Origin of the sequence: Leptolyngbya sp. FACHB-711, from assembly GCF_014695615.1 — a bacterium.
GTDB lineage: Bacteria > Cyanobacteriota > Cyanobacteriia > Elainellales > Elainellaceae > Leptolyngbya_A.
On the sequence record NZ_JACJOR010000346.1, the window covers coordinates 1 to 18334 of the forward strand.

Here is an 18334-nt window from a genome sequence, read left to right on the forward strand (position 1 = left end):
AACCCTTGGTTCGGCATATTTTGCTATGCAGATTTTGTCAGGTAGATTTTGTCAGGCAGATTTTGTCAGGCACACTAAGCAAGGGCTATCGATTGTGTCTGTACAGTAGCCAATTCTGTAAGAAACTTCACTTCCTCCTCGTTTCAAAGTCTCCCTTTGCTCTTTTGGAGCGACAAATAACCGCAAATCACTTTTGGAGGATTTAGGAGGCAATGCAGGATTTTTGCCACTCCTCAAATTTCCTCATTAAGCCCTGAGTCTCAAATTTCTCTTCGCCCAGGTAATGTCTTGCCCAAGGATGTTTTCAGGGGTGTTTTCAGGGGTGTTTTCAGGATTTGCTATCCTAATCACTCTTCTTTTTCGCTCGATCGCCGTTTGGCAGTTCACGCCGGAATAGACTATCATCTTGCCTGGACTTTTATGCCCGATCGTCTCTGTTAAGGAGGAATAGCTAGAGACCACCCGAATAGAACAAACTGGCGGGTTAGTGGTTTGAGAACTGGCTGCCCGGAGTTCGATGTCGTTAGGGAATTTAGCTTATGAACAATTTGCACAATCAACCACCGCGCGAGCGAGCTGCGTCACGAATTCTGGCTGGCTGGCTCCGGCAACTTCACCTGCGGAAGCTGGGCTATGGACTGATCGGACTGGCAACAGCGGCAATCGTCCTGACGCAATCGGGAATTTTGGCGGTGGGTCAGGCAAGCAGTCTACCCAGGGAAGCTCTACCGCCCCAACTCCGTCAGTTTGAGCAAAGTTTTCCCCAGATTCGCCCTGTGCCCAGTCGCGTCGGATCAGGCATCGATCGCGGCGTGGTGCGGCTCGACGGACGCAGGCTGTTTACGATCGCTGTTCCTGAAGTGGAGCAAGCCGATAAACCGGGAGAAAACCGAATTTCTAGCCGAATTAGCCTGATCCAGAAGCGGCTTCAACAAATTATCGATCGCCAGTTTGATCCAGAAACGCTGCAGGTCACGGCTAGGGTTGACCCAACCAGTCGTCAGCCCATTATTTCCGCTCGATATGAAGCAGACAGCAGAACCTACGAGGATGAACTGCTCACCGTAACTGCCCTAGATGCCGAAGTGAACGGCAGTAGTCTAGAAGATTGGGCGGATCAGCTCACCGTTGAAATTGCCGATGCGCTGGTGCGAGCACAGCAAGAACGGCAGCCCCAATCCATTAAAGGTCAAACGCTTCGCGCTCTGATTACCCTGTTGGCGATCGGCATTAGCAGCTTGAGTCTGCTTCGGTTTCAGCGACAGCTTCAGAGTGAGCGGCGGACGCTCTCGGTTCAGTCCAAGAGCAATGCTCAGCAACTCAGTGACTCAACCCAAACGCCCGTCCCTTCTACCACGAGCGAACTGCTGCAACGTCGCGCCGCAAATCAGCAGCAGCAAGGCGTAAACGATATTAAACGGCGACTATCACAGACTTTGCAGATTATCCTGTGGGGCGGCGGGCTATTTTTTATCGTGGGTTTGTTTCCCTATAGCCGATGGCTTCAGCCTTTACTGGTGCAGTGGATTCAGATTCCGCTGCGTTTGCTGGCAGTGGGAATTGTCACTTATCTGGGAGTGCGGGTGAGTGCAGTCCTGATCGATCGCTTTTTCCTGGCACTGCAAGATTCTTCGAGCTTTGATCCGTCTGCTCCGCAGCGTCTTGTTCTGCGATTTACCACTTTCTCCAGAGTGGCAAAAAGTATTGCGGCGTTGCTCTGCGTCATTACAGGAATTTTGATTGCAGTAACCTGGCTGGGTTTGCAGGTGAATCCAGTGCTCCTGACGCTGACCGGGGTAGCAGGCGTCGGTATCTCTCTGGCGTCGCAAAACGTGATTAAAGATGTGATTAATGGATTTCTGATTCTGCTGGAAGATCAGTATGGCGTGGGCGATGTGGTGGCGATCGGCGAAGTTACTGGACTGGTTGAAAATATGAACCTTCGCATTACCCAGCTTCGCAACGAAGAAGGACGACTAATCACCATTCCAAATAGCGCAATTACGATCGTGCAAAACCTGTCAAAGGAATGGTCTCGCGTAGACATCAACATCAGCGTTGCCCATACCACTGATCTCAATCAGGCTTTAATCGTGGTTGAGCAGGTAGCAATGGACATGACGCGCGATCCGTACTGGCAGGATTTAATTATCGACCAGCCTGCACTATTGGGTGTGGATAAGCTCGATTCAACCGGGTCAACTATCCGCCTCTGGATCAAAACGCAACCGCTCAAACAGTGGGAGGTGGCGCGGGAATATCGGAAGCGGCTGAAGCTCGCCTTTGATAGTGCCGGAATTGCGATCGGTATTCCGCAGCAGGCAGTTTCTCTACAGCCTTTACCGGATGAAGATGACCGTCTTGAGGAATTGCGGACGCATCGTGCCGCCGCAAAAGACGCTAAGCGAGATCAGCATCGATCATCGGCAGAGTCTCGTTAAACAGGGTATTGATTTCTTTGGCGGCGTGGTAAATCTGGCTAAGGTAGGCTTGTTGCATTGCCTCGGTGCAGTCCTCCCCATGCAGTTTTAGCAGTTCGACAGAGAGAAAAATAACACTAAGCGGTGTGCGAACTTGGTGAGAGATCGTCGTGATGAATTCAGTTTTGAGGCTTTCGAGATGACTGCAATCAAGATGACTATCTTCGAGATGACTACCTTGGCAGAAGACATCTGAACAGGAAACAGAAGAGTGGAAGTCACTCATACAAGTCTCACAAAGGAGGTACAAAGAACAAAGGAACACATCCTCCAGCCTATCGAACTGCGATCGCGACCACATCCGGGAAACTGCCCATGCGGTTTTTTAAGGTGTTTAAAAAGTGCTTGAAGATTCAGCTTGAAGAGTTAGCAATATAGGCACGCCAGCCACCCCATTGGGTAATTTCGCGCTGATCTTCACAGAGAAACGGTTCTCCCAGCACGCCGAGCACCGTTTCGCCATTGTTAAGCAGCACTTTCCCGATCGCCAGTCCGGCTGGCTCCTGCATCAGTACATTCGCTAGGCCTGCCGGAGGCACAGCCCAAATTTCAAGCGCGATCGCTCTGCCCCCTTCTGCCACGCGCATCATTGCCGGGTGCCGATCGTCGATCGACCACAGCCGATAAATTGGAGCCGTCTCGGTTTCTTGAACAAAGGTGGCTCCAATGTTCAGTAGATTCGGGTTTAGCTCTAAACCCCGCATCAGTGTACCGTTGACTGCCAGGTAAATATTGCCGCGATCGTCTTTCATTCCATTCCGAAAGATTACTTCACGTCGATTCTCACATCCACCTGCAAATTTGTCAGTGCCTCAACAGGTTTGCTGTCGTTCAGGCGGACTCGTACTTCAACCACACGGGCATCGGCATTCGCCGCCGGATCATCGTCTAGCACATCGTTTTTGAAGATTTGCCAGCCAATTTCAGAGACTTTTCCGGTAATGGGCGTTTCAAAAGCTCCGTTGCGGCTCGTTATCGTCACAGGCTGACCGACTTTCACCAGCCCAATATCGGATTCATAAACCTCTGCGATCACATCCATCTGGTTTGTGTTGCCCAGATCGAGGATGCCTTGTTCCCCGATCGTCTCCCCGCTGTGGGTGATCACGCGCAGAACTCTGCCGTCGCGAGGGGCGCGAATGGTGGTGCGATCGAGTTTTGCCTGTACCAGGTTGAGGTTTTGACGAGCAGACTCGACTGCTGCCTCTACCTGACTGAGAGAGGCGCTTGCCCGCTGCGATTGAACCTGTGCCTGGGCGTTTTGCAGGTCGGTCTGACGCTGGGTTTGCAGCCGAACTAGATTGGCTCTGGCACTATTGAGCTGTTCTTGTACCTGTCGGGTTTGGGTGATTTGCTGGTCGAGCGACTGCTGGGAAATGGCTCCCTGACTCTGTAACTCCTGCGATCGGCGAAGGTTAGCTTGTGCCAAGGCAAACTGTGCCTCTAGATCGCGGATCGTGGCTTCCTGCGACTGGATCTGAAAATTAGTAGGGCGATCGACCTGCTGCACGCGGGTTTGCGCTTCTTGAATCTGGGCATTGCCAACAGAGGTTTCTGCCTGAAGCCGTTGCTCTGCCTCTCGAAGCTGACTCGCTGCCAGATCCCGTTCTGCCAACCGTTCGCCATAGCTCTCCAGGTAGGCCAGCACTGCCCCAGCCTGAACCCGATCGCCTTGTTGCACCTGAAGCCGACCCAGCCTTTCACCAGTAGGCCCGCCCACGCGAATCACTTCCCCCTGCGGTTCCAGCCGTCCCAGAGCAACCACTTCGACCCGTTCTGGTGGGGGAGCCTGAGCCTCAATCGCGGCTTGCTGTGCCCTTTGCTGATTCGCGATGAGCTGGCTGACGCCAAAACCAACCAATCCCAGAGCCAGTGTCGCACCCGCAGCAATCACGATCCAGCCGCGCTGACCTTTGTTTTTTCTGAGCGTGTCCATAGATGCGTCGCCGAAATGACCGGTCTGTATATCCGGCAATCTGTTGAATGAATTGAACGAATTCAAGGAATTCAGTCAGGCAACTGGGCAGCCCAAAGAACTCCTTTGTTTATGTTACAAATATTTGCATTGTTCAGGAATCACCCATCTGGGGAGTTGAGGTCGTAATGTGGAATTCAGTGATGCAAAGAGTGGATTAAAGGGTGAATTAAATTCATCAGGGAATTCATCAGGGAATTCATCAGAGAAGTGGTCGGTTGCCTGGGTGGGCGAGTGAGAATGCTCCCCTAGAATCTCAGCTAGATTAATTCAATCTTCATCCTTGAGTGTCTGAGGAACTTTGATGGCTAACGTGATCGATCGCGCCAGCATAAACAGCGTCAGCGCCAGCCAGAGCAAATGGGAACTGCGAAGCCACCAGGCAACGAGCGCCATTGGCACGAACCCGACCAGCGTTGAAATGACTGCTGCCCGCCGCAGCATTGGTCCTTCGGTTAAACCCAGAAAATAGCCATCGAGCATATAGGCGATCGATCCAAAGCCAAGCACAGGCAGCAGCCAGACAACATATTGGGGTATGCGATCGAGAATTGCACGGTGGTCGGTTATCAAGCCAAACAAAGGAAGCGGCAGCAGGATAAAGGCGATCGCAAACAGCAGTCCAACGGCTAAGCTCATATATCCGGCGATTCTTAGCAGCCGCGTTAAGCCTTTTACTGTACCCTGACCGCGAAACAGCCCGGCATAGCTTTCGGTGGCAAAGGCAAACCCATCGATAAAATAAGCCGTTAGCGTCACGACCTGAAGCAAAACCGTATTCGTCGCCAAAACCTCTGTGCCGAAAGCCGAACTCAGATTTGTGAACAAGGCAAAGGTAGACACCAGCACAAACGTGCGAACCAAAATATCACGATTCAGGCTGAACACTGTGCCGAGAGCCGATCGCTCCCAGAGTGGCTTGGTGACTTTCTGCAAATCGCGCCCGCGAAACTCGCGGCTGATTAGCCCTAAACCGATCAACAGCATCAGATATTGGCTCAACGCGGTAGACCATCCCGCACCCGCACTCGCCCAGCCCCACTGCCCCACAAAGAAATAGTCCAGCACAATATTGCTGCCGTTGCTGACCGCCGAAAGCAGCAGAACTTTACCGCTCTGTCCGCGTCCCAGATACCAGCCCATCAGCACAAAGTTAATTAGCGTTGCAGGTGCACCCCAAATCAGTGCGTGGAAGTAGTCCTGCCCTGCTGCCTTCACTTCCGGCGTAGCACTCAGCAGCGCAAATCCGATCGTCCGCAGTGGAGCCTGCAACAGCAAAATTAGCACCCCAATTACCAGCGCAATCAAAGCGTGTCGTAACCCGATCGCCAATGCTTCGGTTTCATCCTTGCGCCCGATCGCCTGCGCCGTCATGCCCGTGGTGCCCATTCGCAGAAAGCCAAACGTCCAGTAAATGTAGTTAAACAACACCGTCGCCAGCGAAACTCCTGCCAGATGTCGAATCTCTGATAAATGTCCCAAAAATGCAACATCCACAATTCCTGCCAGGGGAACCATCAAATTCGACAGCACATTGACGATCGACAATCGCAAAAACGATCGAACAAACCCTGAATCCTGGTTCATTAAATCTCTCAAATTCGCTCTCTTCTATCTTCCCTTTATCTCTCCATCCCGCCTTCCCTCACCTTCTCCTCCTCCTGTCTCCTCTTCCCGTCTCCGCCCCCACCCTTCTACCTCTAGCTGGATGCCTTCCTTATAAAAAACCGCCGCAAATCAAAGGAAAAACTATTTTTTTACAGTATCGCAAGTCACTTATTTAGAAATATTCATTTTTCTCTCATTTGTCCTCCCAAAGATGGACGGTGAGAAAATCCTCTGTTCGATAATGTATTAATAACCATTACACAGCAGCAGTTCTAGAACAAAGATAAGGTTTTGCACTCTCTTTTTTGATGAATTGCGCCAGTGGTTGAAATATAGGCAAGAACGATTTCAATAACGAACTATGATAGAAACGTTGAGTCCCGATCGCTGGATTCAGGAAAAGACGAGATATTCTTCAACAGCGATCGCGTCACCAGATTATAAAGCAGCAGAACAAACCTTTGTAAATTTGCTGGAGAATGATTCGTTAGACCAACAGATCAAGCAAAATCCTGAGATCGTGGATGATTTCGAGGCAGCTTTAGCCACTGCGCTGGACACTGCTTATGGAAATACGGTTGATGCGGCTGCAAGCCTGTTTTTACAGCGAATTCTTTATCGAATTAATCGTCTAAACCTGTTCTGGTTTGATGATCTGCAAAACTATCGCAATGAGCGCTCGTTCTACATTCAGTGGGTGCGCGATCGCATTGAGGACGTTTGGCAAGCCTGGGAAAATTCGCAGATAGATATAGAAGCCCTGCGTCAGATTTCTGATATTAACCAGGCATTGATCGATCGGGCAGAAGCAGATTTAGAGCCGCCAATCACCGAAAGTAAGCGATATATTCGCGAGGAAATGTCGCTGGAAGGCTATCGTTGGCTGCTGGCAATTGCCTCGCTAGATGGACTGGTCGAAGCTAGCCGAATGTCTCGGATCTTGGGCGGAGCCAGCAACGAAGTTCACGCCATGCTGATTCGGGTGCTGATGGAAGAGTACGGCAACGGTCGATACAACAAAAAGCACTCGACTTTCTACGCCAACATGATGGCAGAGCTAGGCTTAAACACCAAACCCGAGGGCTATTTCGACTTGGCTCCGTGGGAACTGCTTGCCTGTGTGAACCACAACTTTTTACTGACCGAGCGCAAGCGGCACTTCCTGCGCTACAACGGTGGACTCACCTATTTTGAAATCGTGGGACCGTCAATCTATCGCGATTACATGACTGCTGCCCAGCGTCTCAACCTCTCTGATACGGCAATGGGCTACTGGGAACTGCACATTCGCGAAGATGAGCGGCATGGTCAGTGGATGGTGCAGCAGGTTGCTCTCCCGCTTGCCGAAATGTATCCCGAAAACGCCTGGGAAATTGTGCTGGGCTACGACCAAGAAAAAGCATTGGGCGATCGAGCAGGAGCCGCGATCGTTAACATCATTCGGGCAGCCGAACAAGCAGGCACAGTGCTGTAAAGGCTGGATGTCCCTGGAGTCTTGTGGGTAGTGCTGATTGCCTACCCGGTTGTTTTGTTCGTCCATTCGCATCTGAGGATTTTTCATGCAAGAAGCACTGCTAAACGTCACCGGGTTAAACGCTACTGAGTTAAAAGAAGGGATGGACTCGATCGCTTCGTCCAAATCCTCTATCTCATCTACCTCATTTAGTGAGCCAGCCACTAATTCATCTACAAAGCTGTTATCTAAAGAATTAAAGTCTGATTTACAAACCTATTCACCCAACAAGGTTTTTTTCTGTCCTGAAGAGTCGCATTTTTATGCTCAGTGCTTAGAGAAAATGCTGCTAAATCAGGGAACAGAATCAATTACCGCCGTAGAATTTGGCGCAGGAGATGGCAGTCCTGTGATTCACTCTTTGCTGAAGGCTCCCTTTGCAGGTGAGATCCATGGCTTTGAGCTAAATTCGGCTGCCTGCGAGCTGGCACAAGCCCGAATTAAACAGTATCAGCTTCACGACAAATACTTTGTTCACAATCACTGCTTTTTTGAAGGATTAAAGTCCAAAAATCCTCAGTACCTGATTGCAAATCCGCCCTACATTCCTGCCCCTGACGACGACATCTGTATGCCCGCGCTGCATGGTGGGGTAGACGGCGCAACGATTACTAAAAAGCTGCTGTCGGTGGACTGCGAGAACGTAATACTGATGATCTCGGCTTACTCTAATCCGATCGACACGATCGAACACGCGATCGATCAGGGCTATCAGGTGTCTGACTTTATGGTGACACCGCTCCAGTTTGGCTACTACAGCTCAGAACCCAAAGTTCGCAACTGGATCAGCGAAATGCAAAGGCAGCGCAAAGCCTTTTATTCTGCCAATATCTACTTTCTGGCGGGTGTCCTGTTTCAGAAAAAGCGTCATGCTGGAATTGATCTTTCGGCGGAACTGCTGCAAGTCATGACTGCTCTCTAAACCCCGGTAGGAGAACCCGCCATGCCCGAAGAGCCGCGCCTTGATGAACATTTTGTTTCCCAGGCAATTCAGCTTGGCCTTTCAAGCCAGCTTGACAATGCGGAGGAGATTAAAGTTGATGTCCGCACGGATTTGCTGAAAGTCATTCAAGGGCAGGCTGACTCTGTATCAGTACGGGGTCAGGGCATGGTGGTTCAGGATTTGCGCGTTGAGGAAATGGAGCTGCATACCCAAGAGCTTGACCTCAACACAATCAGTCTGCTGCTGGGTAAACTCGAACTTGATAAGCCTCTCAATGCCACTAGTCGAGTCGTGCTAACTGAGGCAGACCTGAACCAGGCAATGAGTAATCAGGCGATCGTCAACCGCATTCCGCCATTTAAGTTTCAAATTAACGGTCAAAGGGTCGCGATCGCGCTGCAACCTCCTCTCAGAATTAGCTTTCCGGGAAATGGCAAAATTGCGATCGATGCTACGGTTCAGTCCGCAGAGCAGGGAAAAATTCATCACATCCGCTTTTCAGCAACTGCCTATCATAAAATTGGCGATCGACCCGTGCTGTTAGAGTCGTTTCAGTGTCATGGGGGCGGGGCAGTTTCACTAGAGTTGATGCTGGCAATGATGCAGCGCGTCAAAGAGCTCATGGAGCTTCCTTACTTTCAGTACGAGGGCATGGAGATTCGCATTCGTGAAATGAAAGCAGAGGTCGGCAAGCTTGTTTTGCAGGTAGAAACCCGCATGGCCCAAACGCCTTTTGGCTGATGCGATCGCTCGATGCGTCAATCTGGAGTAGGAACAGAACGGCTTTGCTGTTACCCTCGCGTCACTCCTGCGACAGTGGCGAAACAATGCGCTTCATTCAAGAATAGGTACAAAGCATTGGCTTAACGTTCTGTCTGCAATCCTCCAATCCCAAAAACAATGGTGAGATCCTCTCAAGAACTGGCTGAAGAAGAAGTTCGTAAGCGAACGCATCCAATCGCCTACGCGCTTAACCGTGTTGTTGTTTCCCTGTCTAATGCTGTTCTAGGCGGAACGCTGCTAAGTCTTTTAATTCAGGCATTTAGCCTTAATGTCGAGTTTGGTGTTCGCAGTCTGGCAACCGCTGCCCTGCCGCCCATTCTTATTGCCTATCTCGCATTTTTTACCAGAGCGTTTCGATCGCCTCAACCTGCTTCCGACTTTAAGTATTATTTTCTGTTTGCCGGATGGGTTGTTCTGCTTCTCACTTTTGTCAATTTTGTGGGTCCAGACAGTCGCTACGGCATGCTGTTTGGGATGTTTTGTTTATCCACAACACTGAGCCTGTGGGTGCTGCTGGCGCGTAACCTTCCGTTTCGATCGCTTCTATCCTGCGCTTACGGCATTTTGTCAGGATTTTTGTTCTATATTCTGCTGTTTGGCATTCGTTCTTATTAGAACCTAACTCGTCTTGAATTCCAGCAAGTTCCAATTAATTTGAGTGGATTGATTTGAGTTTCAAGAGTCTCAAAGCCCCCCGAAGTGGAGGTTAGAAAGGGAAATTGCAGGGGCGATGTCGGAGACTTGCCACTCCTCAAGCCCCCTTTTACTTCCCTTCTACTGGGAAGCAAACTGCTGTGTGAAATCAGCGTGCATCAGGGCAATATTCGGATCGCGCTGAATCGCGTGTAGATAGCGTTTGTTAAGGCTGGTTCCTTCCGCATCGGGCTGCATAAGCTGTTGGGCTTGCTGCAAGAGTTGATCGATCGTTTCAGGGGCAATCGGTTCTTTCGCATGAATCACGTCGTCCATTTGGACAATAAACTGCGAAATGGGACGCAGCCAGCTAAACCAATCGTGGCTGGTGACTAAGCGAAAATATTCGCCTGTGGTTTGAATTCTGCCGTAAAACTGCTCGTAGATTCCTTTTTCCGAGTCCAGCAATGCTTTGTGAAGTGCCAGCAGCTTTTTCCTAACCGTACGGAGCTGCTGCATTTTTGCATTTGCATCTGAAGATGAGTCTGAAGGCATTGTGCCTGCTCCTAAGCAAACGATCGTGTCCGCTCAGCCTGGAACCATCCCTGGAAAGTGTTCAACGTCCTGCGTTGCCTCCTAAATCCTCCAGTGCGAGGGGGGCAGTTCGGGACATCGCCGTGACTTTCCCAGTCGTGACTTCCCAAAGTTCTCTGGGCTGTTCTTGTTCTATTCGTTCCATTGTACCGGGACAAAACTGCACGGGATAGTTAACCCATTAGCGGGGACGAAACAAATGAGTATGCTCTGGGTTGTAGAGGCGCGATCGATAGGAATTCTGCTCGTTTGGGTCTGGGGCATCGTGAAGCAGCTTCCCCTCTGGGGTAATCGATCGCAGTGCCGGACTGATGACGTACATCGTGGTACGAATCAGGTCTTTTTGCTCGGTTAGGTCTGCCATTTCTGCCAGGGGGGCAATCCAGATCTGCTCGTCTGACCAGCCCAGGCGAAAGCAAACCGCAACGGGTGTATCGGGCGGATAGTGCTGCATCAGTTTTTCCTGCGCCTCGCGCACATGGCGGGCACTGAGGTAAAGGCACAAGCTCGCCTGATGCGCGGCAAGCGAGGAGAGTTCTTCGGCGGCGGGAACCTGGGTGCGTCCGCTAATTCGCGTCAGGATGATGGTCTGCACCAGCCCGGGCACGGTGAGTTCGACCTTGAGTTTGGCGGCGGCAAGCTGAAACGCACTGATTCCTGGAATCACCTCAAACGGAATCTCGGCAGCGACAAGTGCCTGCATCTGCTCATGCACCGCTCCGTACAAGCTCGGATCACCCGAGTGTAAGCGCACAACGGATTTACCCGATCGCACCCGATCCACCATAACGGGCAAAATCTCTTCCAGAGTTTTGTTTGCTGTCCGAATCACTTCCGCGTCAGAATGCACCATTTGCAGCATCGCAGTCGGCACAAGCGAATCGGCAAACAGAATGACCTCTGCCTGACGCAGCAGCCGATATGCCTTCAGGGTCAAAAGCTCTGGGTCGCCGGGTCCCGCCCCCACAATGTACACTGCCGGGGCAATAGTAGACTGATCTTCAGCGGGTATTGATCGATGTTCAAATTCAGTCGTCATGGTTGATTCGGCTCTATGAAATCACACAAAAGTTAAATTTGTCGCACAGCACTGCGTCGTTCCTGTAAAAACTTTGAGAAAGCAAGAACTTCTGTAAAAACTAGATAAATCTCATCCGTAAATTCCCCCATTTGACCGTTCATCGGTAAAAGTAGGGTATAGATGCACCCTGATTCAAGCCCTGGAAATTGCTCTAGGGCTTTTCTGTTTTACGAAAGTGCTTTGGTAGATCCTCAGGCAGGTGCTGTGGATAAGCGGTTTGGGTGAGGTTTACTACGAAAGAAATCAAAATCAATTTATACCTGGCTTTTGTCCGAATCCTGAGCGTTTGCTCGCGCTGCTTCGTTTACTTCTGCGATCGACACGACATCCGGCAAAGATCGGTTGAGCGGATAGAGCCATAGTAAGCCGATCGCCCCGATCGCAATTCCAACTAGACTCACAACCTGAGCGATTCGCAGTGGACCGAGCATCAGGCTATCCATCCGCAGTCCTTCAATCCAGAAACGTCCCAGGCTGTAGCATACCAGATAGGTGAGAAAGAGGGTTCCCAGCTTCAGCGAAGACTTACCGCGCAGCCCCCGGAAAAACAGCACCATCAAAATTGCGAACACCCCCAAATTCCACAGCGATTCGTAGAGAAATGTGGGATGGAAATACTCAAACTGCGTATAGCCGGGAGGACGCTGCGCCGGAGGAATAAACAATTTCCAGGGCACATTCGTGGGTCTGCCAAATGCCTCAGAGTTAAAGAAATTGCCCCATCGCCCGATCGCCTGTCCCAAAATCAGAGACGGAGCCACCAGATCGGCAAGCTGCCAGAAGGGAACTTTGTTCAGTTTCGCAAAAATTAGCGTGGCGATCATGCCACCCAAAATCGCGCCGTGAATCGCAATGCCCCCATGCCAGATTGCAATCAGCTCTGAGGGATTGCTGGCGTATTTGTCCCATTCAAACGCCACATAGTAGATCCGTGCCGCCGGAATCGCTGCCACCACCAGCCAAATCGCCAGATCGCTCATTAAATCTGGATTGACACCGCGTTTTTTTGCCAAATAGGTCGATAACGTCACCCCGATCAGCACGGCTGAGGCAATCAGCAATCCATACCAGCGGATCGGCAGGGGTCCGATCATGGGTCCGGGAGACGTAAACACAGCGAGCCACAAATTTAATTGCCAGTTCAATTGCATAGTGCCTCAAGCGAAAAAAGCAATTCCCTTGATTGTATCGACTTCAGGAAAGGGGATTTGGGCAGGCATCAAGTCTGCAAATCGCAAAACGGTACGATCGCTGCCAAATCTGCATTCAAACCAAGAATGGTATGATGCCCGGAAAACCAGTGCTACGATTGAGCCAATCCTGGTGATTTCGTATCAAATCCGCTTGAATTGCTGAATTCAGTAAGGAATAAAGGAGCTTTTTCCCGACCCGAAGGCGAAACCTCCGATCGGCAATTTATCGGATTTCCCTAATTTCAAATCGCTGGAATCAAGTCAGCCTAATTCGACCGCCTTCATTCGATCGGCGCAATCGAAACGGAGGAATCAATTTTTGGGACGTATTTGCGGTCAGGATAATGCCTGGGTTTTAGCTTAGCGTTGAGTCTCGATTGCAAAAGGGCATTTCCCAGCCTTAGCCCGTCAACTAACTCCGTCGGCAAAGGGAGAAGACTGAGCAGAGACAGCATTTTTGTGACATTTCCGGGATGAATTTCTGGAATGAGTGATTGCAAAGATCTGGCTCCTCAGCTTCCCAAGTCTGTATCGTCTTATCGGAGAAGCGGGGAAGATGGAAAACTGGCAGGCATGGGTCGCAGGAGCAGCGTTTCTGGGCGTGATCCTGTTTGTAATGACCGAATGGATTCACCTTACAGTTGCAGCTTTTTTGGGCGCGCTGTTGCTGGTGTTTACCAACGTTATGACGCTGACTGAGGCGATCGACTACGTGGGCGGCAGCTATCCGACGCTGGCACTGTTTTTTGGCGTAATGGTGCTGGTGCGTGCCTTTGAACCCACCAAGATTTTCGACTACCTGGCGACCCAGATAGTCATCCTGGCAAAGGGGCAGGGAAAGCGGCTGCTGATTGGCATTATTGCGATTACCACGCCGATTTGTGCCGTGCTGCCGAATGCAACCACCGTTATGCTTCTGGCTCCGCTGATTCCGCCGATGGCACAGGAAGTAGGCGTTGACTTTGTGCCGCTGCTGATTTTGATGGTGTTTGTGGCAAATAGTGCCGGGCTGCTGACGCTGGTGGGCGATCCGGCAACGTTTATTGTAGGGGATGCAGTCAATATCAGCTTTCTGGATTACCTTACACAGCTCAGTCTGGGCGGCGCGGCGGCGATCGTCACCCTGCTGATCATGACCCCGTTCCTGTTTTCCCCTATCTGGCATAAGCAGCTAACCGACCTGGAACACTTGCCCCACCCCAAAATCAATCATCCCCGTGTTTTGGCGCTCGGCGGAATCATTGTGGTTGCGGTACTCGTGTTTTTTGTGGCAGGCGAATTGCTGCCAATTCCCGTTTCTCCGGCTGCGTCTGCTCTGCTCGGTGCTGCCCTGGCTCTCCTGCTGGCACACCAAAGCAAAATCGACACCGTTCACAATATTCTGCGCGATGTTGACTGGAGTACGCTGCTGTTTTTTATGAGCATCTTTGTCCTGATTGGCGGACTCGAAAAAACAGGCATTATTGGAAATTTATCAGGACTTCTTGCCGTCATCCTCGGTCAAAATATCTTGCTGGGTTCCCTGGCATTGCTCCTGTTTGTGGGTCTTATTTCCAGCGTCGTGCCCAATATTCCCCTGGTCGTGGCAATGGTTCCTCTGCTGAAGCAGTATGTCGTTAACGTGGGGCTGGTGAGCGCAGAAGTGCTAACTCCCGACTTTAACGGGCAGTTTCCCACTGAAGTCCTGCCCCTGTTTTACGCAATGATGTACGGTGCAACGCTGGGCGGTAACGGAACGCTCGTTGGTGCATCGTCTAACATTGTGGCGGCAGGAATTGCAGAACAGCACGGCAAGCGTATTCCGTTCCAAACTTTTCTGCGATACGGGATTCCGGTCATGCTGATGCAGTTGTTGACGGCGGCGATCTATATGGTGGGGAGGTTTTTTCTTTAGTTAGTGAACCGGAGTTGATAAGCGGGAGTTGGTAAGCGGGGGAGCCGAGGGGATGAGGAAATGAGGGGTGAGCTGGCAGGTTTACTGCACCCGATCGCGATAACTTCTTACGCTGGTACTACATTAACCCTCCCCCGGCACACCAGCCTTTCCGCTTCCAAAAGGAGTTCCTGAATCTCGACTTCCTGACCGAGATCAATCGCAAACCGATGGAGATGGGGCAGTGGAGTTCCCTGGGTTGCGGTGAGCGTGGGCAACAGTTCGGGACGATCAAGGCAAAGCTGGCTGCCGTTGAATTGCGTAATTCCGGTTCGCAGCAAAAAGGGGAGGCGAGGCAAAGCAGTTCCTTGTTGGAGCGAATCGATCGCAGGTTCTCGGACGGGGGAATTATTCATTGCACTTGCCAAAATGCCGCCAAGGATAAGCTGCTGATTGCCGAGTTCAATTTGGGGCTGAGTGATGTGAATCGTACCTGTTCCAATCGCAGCAGTGAGTTCCGGGGGCAAGAGGTGGCGCGTTTCGGGCTGAAATAGAGCGGTCATTAAGTCGGATAGCGCAGTTGCCAGCAGGGGAGCCTGAAGCGAAGCGGTGAGATCGCGCTGGTGCAGCGTCAGATTACCAAAGACCGGGACGACTTCGAGCAATTGGAGGGGTTTGCCGCGAAGAACCTGCCCAAAATTGACGCGAATATTTTCGCCTGTCAGCGCAACCTGACTCAGATGGAGCCCTTGATAAACTGCCTGCCGTGCAGCGATCGACACTTTTGGCACATAGCCTGAGAGGAGTTGTCGATCGCCTCCTTCAAGCTGAAATTGCAGATCTGCGACAGACTCAACCTGTGATCGCAGCCACAGCCGAACTGCCGGAGCCAGAACGCTGCTAATCAGCCGACTTTGCCGAGAATCGGGTTGGGGTGCAGGTTCCTGAGTGGGGCGATCGGTAGACATGATGGTGTGTAAAAAATGAACAGGTCTTAGAGTCAGCCTTAGCATGGCCAATATGCCTTAGCCATTGTGACAGTCTAGACGGCTTGTGCAAATAGAGAGTTGCCGACAAGCAAAAGCACTGCGTACCCTACAACACCTATTCAGGCGATCGACTGCTAAGCAACGGCAGACGATTGGGGTGAGCATCTCCTCTAAGCAGATAGGGATTCCCAGCACTCTGGAAGGACAACTTTCTTACATTCCGTTTTTCAGGGCTTCTAGCGTAACTGACAGTTGGCTCGCAATGTCATGAAACTTTGATATTGTCGATCCCACAACCCGATCCCAAACGGGCATTTGTCAGAAAATCATGACATTATTGCTGTTCCGATCGCTGAGTTTCCGTTGATCTCACTAGAATCAGGCTTTGAACTACTTGATTCTTAGGCTGATTTTCTGCAAGATAGGGACACATTGATCCCCTGCGATCCCAAAGACTGATGGGTTTGATATTGGATTGAACTCCCAGCTTTATTCAGTCGTTTCTGTTCTCTTTCTCAGCTTTGAATCAAGGCACTCATGCTCAAACGATAGACATCTGGAGGTCTGACCATGTCAACAGAACGTCCGCCGATCGAAGAAATGACCCTCCGGCAGCTCCGCCGAATTGCGAGCGAGTTGGGCATCTCGCGTTATAGCCGCATGAGAAAAGACCAGTTGCTTAGCTCAATCCAGGAAATTCAGCGGGCGCGGTTTGTTTCCAGTTCAACTCGTTCTTTAGAAGCACAGGCAGAAGTGGAAGCAGCGAAATTTGATGTTGGGCTTGATGTAGAGCAAACTGAACAAATTGAGGCAGCCTTAGCTCTTGCCGTTGTAGATGAGGGATTGCCTGAGTTGCCAGATGGCTATAGCGAAACCCGCATCATGCTGCTGCCCCGTGACCCGCAATGGGCTTATGCCTACTGGGATATTCCTAAGGCTCGAAAAGAAGAACTGCGCCAGCAGGGGGGCGTGCGTTTGGCACTGCGGTTTTATGACGTGACTGATATCAATGTTGAAATTCAGCGTCCGCACAGCTTACAGCAATATGAATGCGACGAACTGGCGCGGGAGTGGTACTTGCCAATTCCGGTAAGCGATCGAGATTACGTGGTGGAAATTGGCTACGTGGCGTTTGACGGTCGCTGGCTGATGCTGGCGCGATCGGCTCCGGTGCGAATTCCGCCTGTTTATCCCTCAGACTGGATCGATGACCAGTTCATCACTGTTGTTTGGGAAGATGACCTGCGCGGCAAGACGGTGAAGGAGCTTCCTCATCCGACCCGACAGTTGGCAAGTGTGGCAAGCGTTGCTAGTCCTGTTTACGATCGCGTGTTTGAAATGGCGCAGTCTGCCGAGACGCAGCGCGTTGCAGGGTCTGTATTTGGTTCGATGCAGCAGGTTCCCGAAGAGGCAATCAGCTCCTATGTTTTCCCATCGGGGGTAGGCAAGTGGGCAGTGCCAACGGCTTCCGGGATGGGAATGTCGGGCGCAGGCATGATGGGCAGCACAGCTTACACCACCTCTGGCATGGGAATGTCCGGCGTGGGCATGGGTGCGGCTAGAATGTCGGGCGCGGGAATGTCTGGGGTAGGCATGATGGGCAGCACAGCTTACACCACCTCCGGCATGGGTATGATGTCTGGCGTGGGCATGAGTGCGGCTGGAATGTCGGGCGCGGGAATGTACACAACTTCGGGGATGGGCATGTCCGGGGTAGGAATGTACACAACTTCGGGGATGGGCATGTCCGGGGCAGGAATGTATACCATGTCGGGCATGGGCATGTCGGGAGCAGGGCTTTCACCGTCGATGCGTCCGCGTCAGTTCTGGCTGATTGCCGATGCTGAACTGATTGTGTATGGCGCAACTGAACCCGATGCTACCGTAACGATCGGCGGTCGTCCAATTCAGCTCAATCCAGACGGCACATTCCGTTTCCAGATGTCTTTCCAGGACGGCATGATTCACTTCCCGATCATGGCAGTTGCCGCCGACGGTGAGCAAACGCGATCGGTTCACCTGGAATTTACGCGCACCACGCCCGAACGCAATACAAATACTAAGGAAGAAGCGATCGTCGAGTGGTTGCCATAGTTAAAAATCTCGGTTTGATTTCCCCGAACTTCCTCTAACGCTGTCAAAATGGCAGTGCTTCAAACAAAGCTTGATCCTTCATCTTAGATGGAGGATTTTTTATTGCATTGCAGAACGTGCCTTTTTGTTATTTATCCCTCTTTGGTAATTTGGAAGTAGCGCGTTTTGCGCCGCGCACCGAAGATGATTTCGCGGATGTGACGGCGCTCGGTGGGATGTCCAACCTGCGCCTGATCGTATGCTCGCCAACGGTTGTAGCGCACTCGCTGTCCCGGTCCGACAAGCACACCATGATTCGAGCGAAGGGCAACAATGTAAGACCATCCGAACTGCTCGATGGTATTGATCACATCCCCACTTTCGCCATACAAACTGTCCGCTAAAACTAGCTCTACCTCGAAGCCCAATGCTTTGACTTCTTGTAGAATTTCAATGGCAAGTTGCGGTTTGGTTTTGTACGAGTCATCGGGTTCGAGCCGGGATTTGGGCTTGAAGCTCTTGAGCAACAATGGGTAGGTGAGTTTGTCCACCACTGCCTAAGCATTAACTGAAACAATGCCATTGGACAAACGTCC

General features: G+C 51.3%; 18 protein-coding genes and 1 riboswitch. Of the genes, 8 read left to right on the forward strand and 10 right to left on the reverse strand.

Annotation, left to right across the window (positions count from 1 at the left end; translation table 11 throughout):
* Positions 1-539: 539 nt before the first annotated feature.
* Positions 540-2441: a mechanosensitive ion channel family protein gene (locus tag H6F80_RS14315; protein ID WP_190792206.1), complete on the forward strand. Its 1902-nt coding sequence runs from the start codon at positions 540-542 to the stop codon at positions 2439-2441.
* Here the strand turns inward: H6F80_RS14315 and H6F80_RS14320 are convergent.
* The 4 genes from H6F80_RS14320 to gntT all read right to left on the reverse strand — a co-directional run bounded on the left by H6F80_RS14320 (position 2401) and on the right by gntT (position 6042).
* Positions 2401-2706 (reverse strand): histidine kinase dimerization/phospho-acceptor domain-containing protein, encoded by a 306-nt coding sequence (locus H6F80_RS14320; RefSeq protein ID WP_190792207.1) that lies wholly within the window; start codon positions 2704-2706, stop codon positions 2401-2403. The genes H6F80_RS14315 and H6F80_RS14320 overlap by 41 nt on opposite strands.
* Positions 2707-2833: 127 nt before the next feature.
* Positions 2834-3232 (reverse strand): allophanate hydrolase-related protein, encoded by a 399-nt coding sequence (locus tag H6F80_RS14325; RefSeq protein WP_190792208.1) that lies wholly within the window; start codon positions 3230-3232, stop codon positions 2834-2836.
* Between the two features lie 14 nt (positions 3233-3246).
* The gene (locus H6F80_RS14330; protein WP_190792209.1) at positions 3247-4416 is read right to left on the reverse strand and encodes an HlyD family efflux transporter periplasmic adaptor subunit; all 1170 of its coding nucleotides are present in this window, start codon (positions 4414-4416) and stop codon (positions 3247-3249) included.
* 309 nt (positions 4417-4725) lie between these two features.
* Positions 4726-6042, reverse strand: a complete 1317-nt coding sequence (gene gntT, locus H6F80_RS14335) for a guanitoxin biosynthesis MATE family efflux transporter GntT (RefSeq protein ID WP_199296582.1) — start codon at positions 6040-6042, stop codon at positions 4726-4728.
* Between the two features lie 382 nt (positions 6043-6424).
* On the opposite strand from gntT, the gene H6F80_RS14340 reads away from it, so the two are divergent.
* The 4 genes from H6F80_RS14340 to H6F80_RS14355 all read left to right on the forward strand — a co-directional run bounded on the left by H6F80_RS14340 (position 6425) and on the right by H6F80_RS14355 (position 9917).
* Complete coding sequence (locus tag H6F80_RS14340; RefSeq protein ID WP_190792210.1) at positions 6425-7537, forward strand: iron-containing redox enzyme family protein; 1113 nt, start codon at positions 6425-6427, stop codon at positions 7535-7537.
* Positions 7538-7622: 85 nt separating this feature from the next.
* Entirely contained in the window at positions 7623-8498 is an 876-nt protein-coding gene (locus tag H6F80_RS14345; RefSeq protein WP_242067362.1) for an SAM-dependent methyltransferase, read from the forward strand.
* A 21-nt stretch (positions 8499-8519) separates the two neighbouring features.
* The gene (locus H6F80_RS14350; RefSeq protein ID WP_190792211.1) at positions 8520-9260 is read left to right on the forward strand and encodes an LmeA family phospholipid-binding protein; all 741 of its coding nucleotides are present in this window, start codon (positions 8520-8522) and stop codon (positions 9258-9260) included.
* Positions 9261-9419: 159 nt separating this feature from the next.
* Positions 9420-9917: a hypothetical protein gene (locus tag H6F80_RS14355; protein WP_190792212.1), complete on the forward strand. Its 498-nt coding sequence runs from the start codon at positions 9420-9422 to the stop codon at positions 9915-9917.
* A gap of 159 nt (positions 9918-10076) precedes the next feature.
* Here H6F80_RS14355 and H6F80_RS14360 read toward each other — a convergent pair whose 3' ends face one another.
* The 4 genes from H6F80_RS14360 to lgt all read right to left on the reverse strand — a co-directional run bounded on the left by H6F80_RS14360 (position 10077) and on the right by lgt (position 12761).
* Complete coding sequence (locus H6F80_RS14360) at positions 10077-10490, reverse strand: hypothetical protein (protein ID WP_190792213.1); 414 nt, start codon at positions 10488-10490, stop codon at positions 10077-10079.
* A gap of 61 nt (positions 10491-10551) precedes the next feature.
* Positions 10552-10674: a hypothetical protein gene (locus tag H6F80_RS30415; RefSeq protein WP_277879156.1), complete on the reverse strand. Its 123-nt coding sequence runs from the start codon at positions 10672-10674 to the stop codon at positions 10552-10554.
* 36 nt (positions 10675-10710) lie between these two features.
* Positions 10711-11568, reverse strand: coding sequence for a precorrin-4 C(11)-methyltransferase (gene cobM / locus H6F80_RS14365; protein ID WP_190792214.1), 858 nt, complete (start codon positions 11566-11568; stop codon positions 10711-10713).
* A 296-nt stretch (positions 11569-11864) separates the two neighbouring features.
* Positions 11865-12761, reverse strand: coding sequence for a prolipoprotein diacylglyceryl transferase (gene lgt / locus H6F80_RS14370; protein WP_190792215.1), 897 nt, complete (start codon positions 12759-12761; stop codon positions 11865-11867).
* A 1-nt stretch (position 12762) separates the two neighbouring features.
* Between lgt and H6F80_RS29445 the strand changes: the two genes are divergently transcribed.
* Positions 12763-12966, forward strand: a complete 204-nt coding sequence (locus H6F80_RS29445; protein WP_206755070.1) for a hypothetical protein — start codon at positions 12763-12765, stop codon at positions 12964-12966.
* Positions 12967-13056: 90 nt separating this feature from the next.
* Positions 13057-13244: riboswitch (cyclic di-AMP (ydaO/yuaA leader) on the forward strand.
* A 115-nt stretch (positions 13245-13359) separates the two neighbouring features.
* On the forward strand, positions 13360-14697 hold the full coding sequence (locus tag H6F80_RS14375; RefSeq protein WP_190792216.1) for an ArsB/NhaD family transporter: 1338 nt from the start codon (positions 13360-13362) through the stop codon (positions 14695-14697).
* 107 nt (positions 14698-14804) lie between these two features.
* Here H6F80_RS14375 and H6F80_RS14380 read toward each other — a convergent pair whose 3' ends face one another.
* Positions 14805-15644, reverse strand: coding sequence for an LmeA family phospholipid-binding protein (locus tag H6F80_RS14380; RefSeq protein WP_190792217.1), 840 nt, complete (start codon positions 15642-15644; stop codon positions 14805-14807).
* A gap of 591 nt (positions 15645-16235) precedes the next feature.
* On the opposite strand from H6F80_RS14380, the gene H6F80_RS14385 reads away from it, so the two are divergent.
* The gene (locus tag H6F80_RS14385) at positions 16236-17759 is read left to right on the forward strand and encodes a DUF4912 domain-containing protein (RefSeq protein WP_190792218.1); all 1524 of its coding nucleotides are present in this window, start codon (positions 16236-16238) and stop codon (positions 17757-17759) included.
* A gap of 131 nt (positions 17760-17890) precedes the next feature.
* On the opposite strand, the gene H6F80_RS14390 is transcribed toward H6F80_RS14385, so the two are convergent.
* Positions 17891-18292: a transposase gene (locus H6F80_RS14390; RefSeq protein ID WP_190792219.1), complete on the reverse strand. Its 402-nt coding sequence runs from the start codon at positions 18290-18292 to the stop codon at positions 17891-17893.
* Between the last annotated feature and the right edge of the window lie 42 nt (positions 18293-18334).

Bases quoted from the DNA above. Each gene is read 5' to 3' on its own strand.
- H6F80_RS14345 (WP_242067362.1), top strand. From the start codon at position 7,623: ATGCAAGAAGCACTGCTAAACGTCACCGGGTTAAACGCTACTGAGTTA.
- H6F80_RS14350 (WP_190792211.1), top strand. From the start codon at position 8,520: ATGCCCGAAGAGCCGCGCCTTGATGAACATTTTGTTTCCCAGGCAATT.
- gntT (WP_199296582.1), bottom strand. From the start codon at position 6,042: ATGAACCAGGATTCAGGGTTTGTTCGATCGTTTTTGCGATTGTCGATC.
- H6F80_RS14325 (WP_190792208.1), bottom strand. From the start codon at position 3,232: ATGAAAGACGATCGCGGCAATATTTACCTGGCAGTCAACGGTACACTG.
- H6F80_RS14330 (WP_190792209.1), bottom strand. From the start codon at position 4,416: ATGGACACGCTCAGAAAAAACAAAGGTCAGCGCGGCTGGATCGTGATT.
- lgt (WP_190792215.1), bottom strand. From the start codon at position 12,761: ATGCAATTGAACTGGCAATTAAATTTGTGGCTCGCTGTGTTTACGTCT.
- H6F80_RS14360 (WP_190792213.1), bottom strand. From the start codon at position 10,490: ATGCCTTCAGACTCATCTTCAGATGCAAATGCAAAAATGCAGCAGCTC.
- H6F80_RS14375 (WP_190792216.1), top strand. From the start codon at position 13,360: ATGGAAAACTGGCAGGCATGGGTCGCAGGAGCAGCGTTTCTGGGCGTG.
- H6F80_RS30415 (WP_277879156.1), bottom strand. From the start codon at position 10,674: ATGGAACGAATAGAACAAGAACAGCCCAGAGAACTTTGGGAAGTCACG.
- H6F80_RS14380 (WP_190792217.1), bottom strand. From the start codon at position 15,644: ATGTCTACCGATCGCCCCACTCAGGAACCTGCACCCCAACCCGATTCT.
- cobM (WP_190792214.1), bottom strand. From the start codon at position 11,568: ATGACGACTGAATTTGAACATCGATCAATACCCGCTGAAGATCAGTCT.
- H6F80_RS14385 (WP_190792218.1), top strand. From the start codon at position 16,236: ATGTCAACAGAACGTCCGCCGATCGAAGAAATGACCCTCCGGCAGCTC.
- H6F80_RS14340 (WP_190792210.1), top strand. From the start codon at position 6,425: ATGATAGAAACGTTGAGTCCCGATCGCTGGATTCAGGAAAAGACGAGA.
- H6F80_RS14355 (WP_190792212.1), top strand. From the start codon at position 9,420: ATGGTGAGATCCTCTCAAGAACTGGCTGAAGAAGAAGTTCGTAAGCGA.
- H6F80_RS14315 (WP_190792206.1), top strand. From the start codon at position 540: ATGAACAATTTGCACAATCAACCACCGCGCGAGCGAGCTGCGTCACGA.
- H6F80_RS14320 (WP_190792207.1), bottom strand. From the start codon at position 2,706: ATGAGTGACTTCCACTCTTCTGTTTCCTGTTCAGATGTCTTCTGCCAA.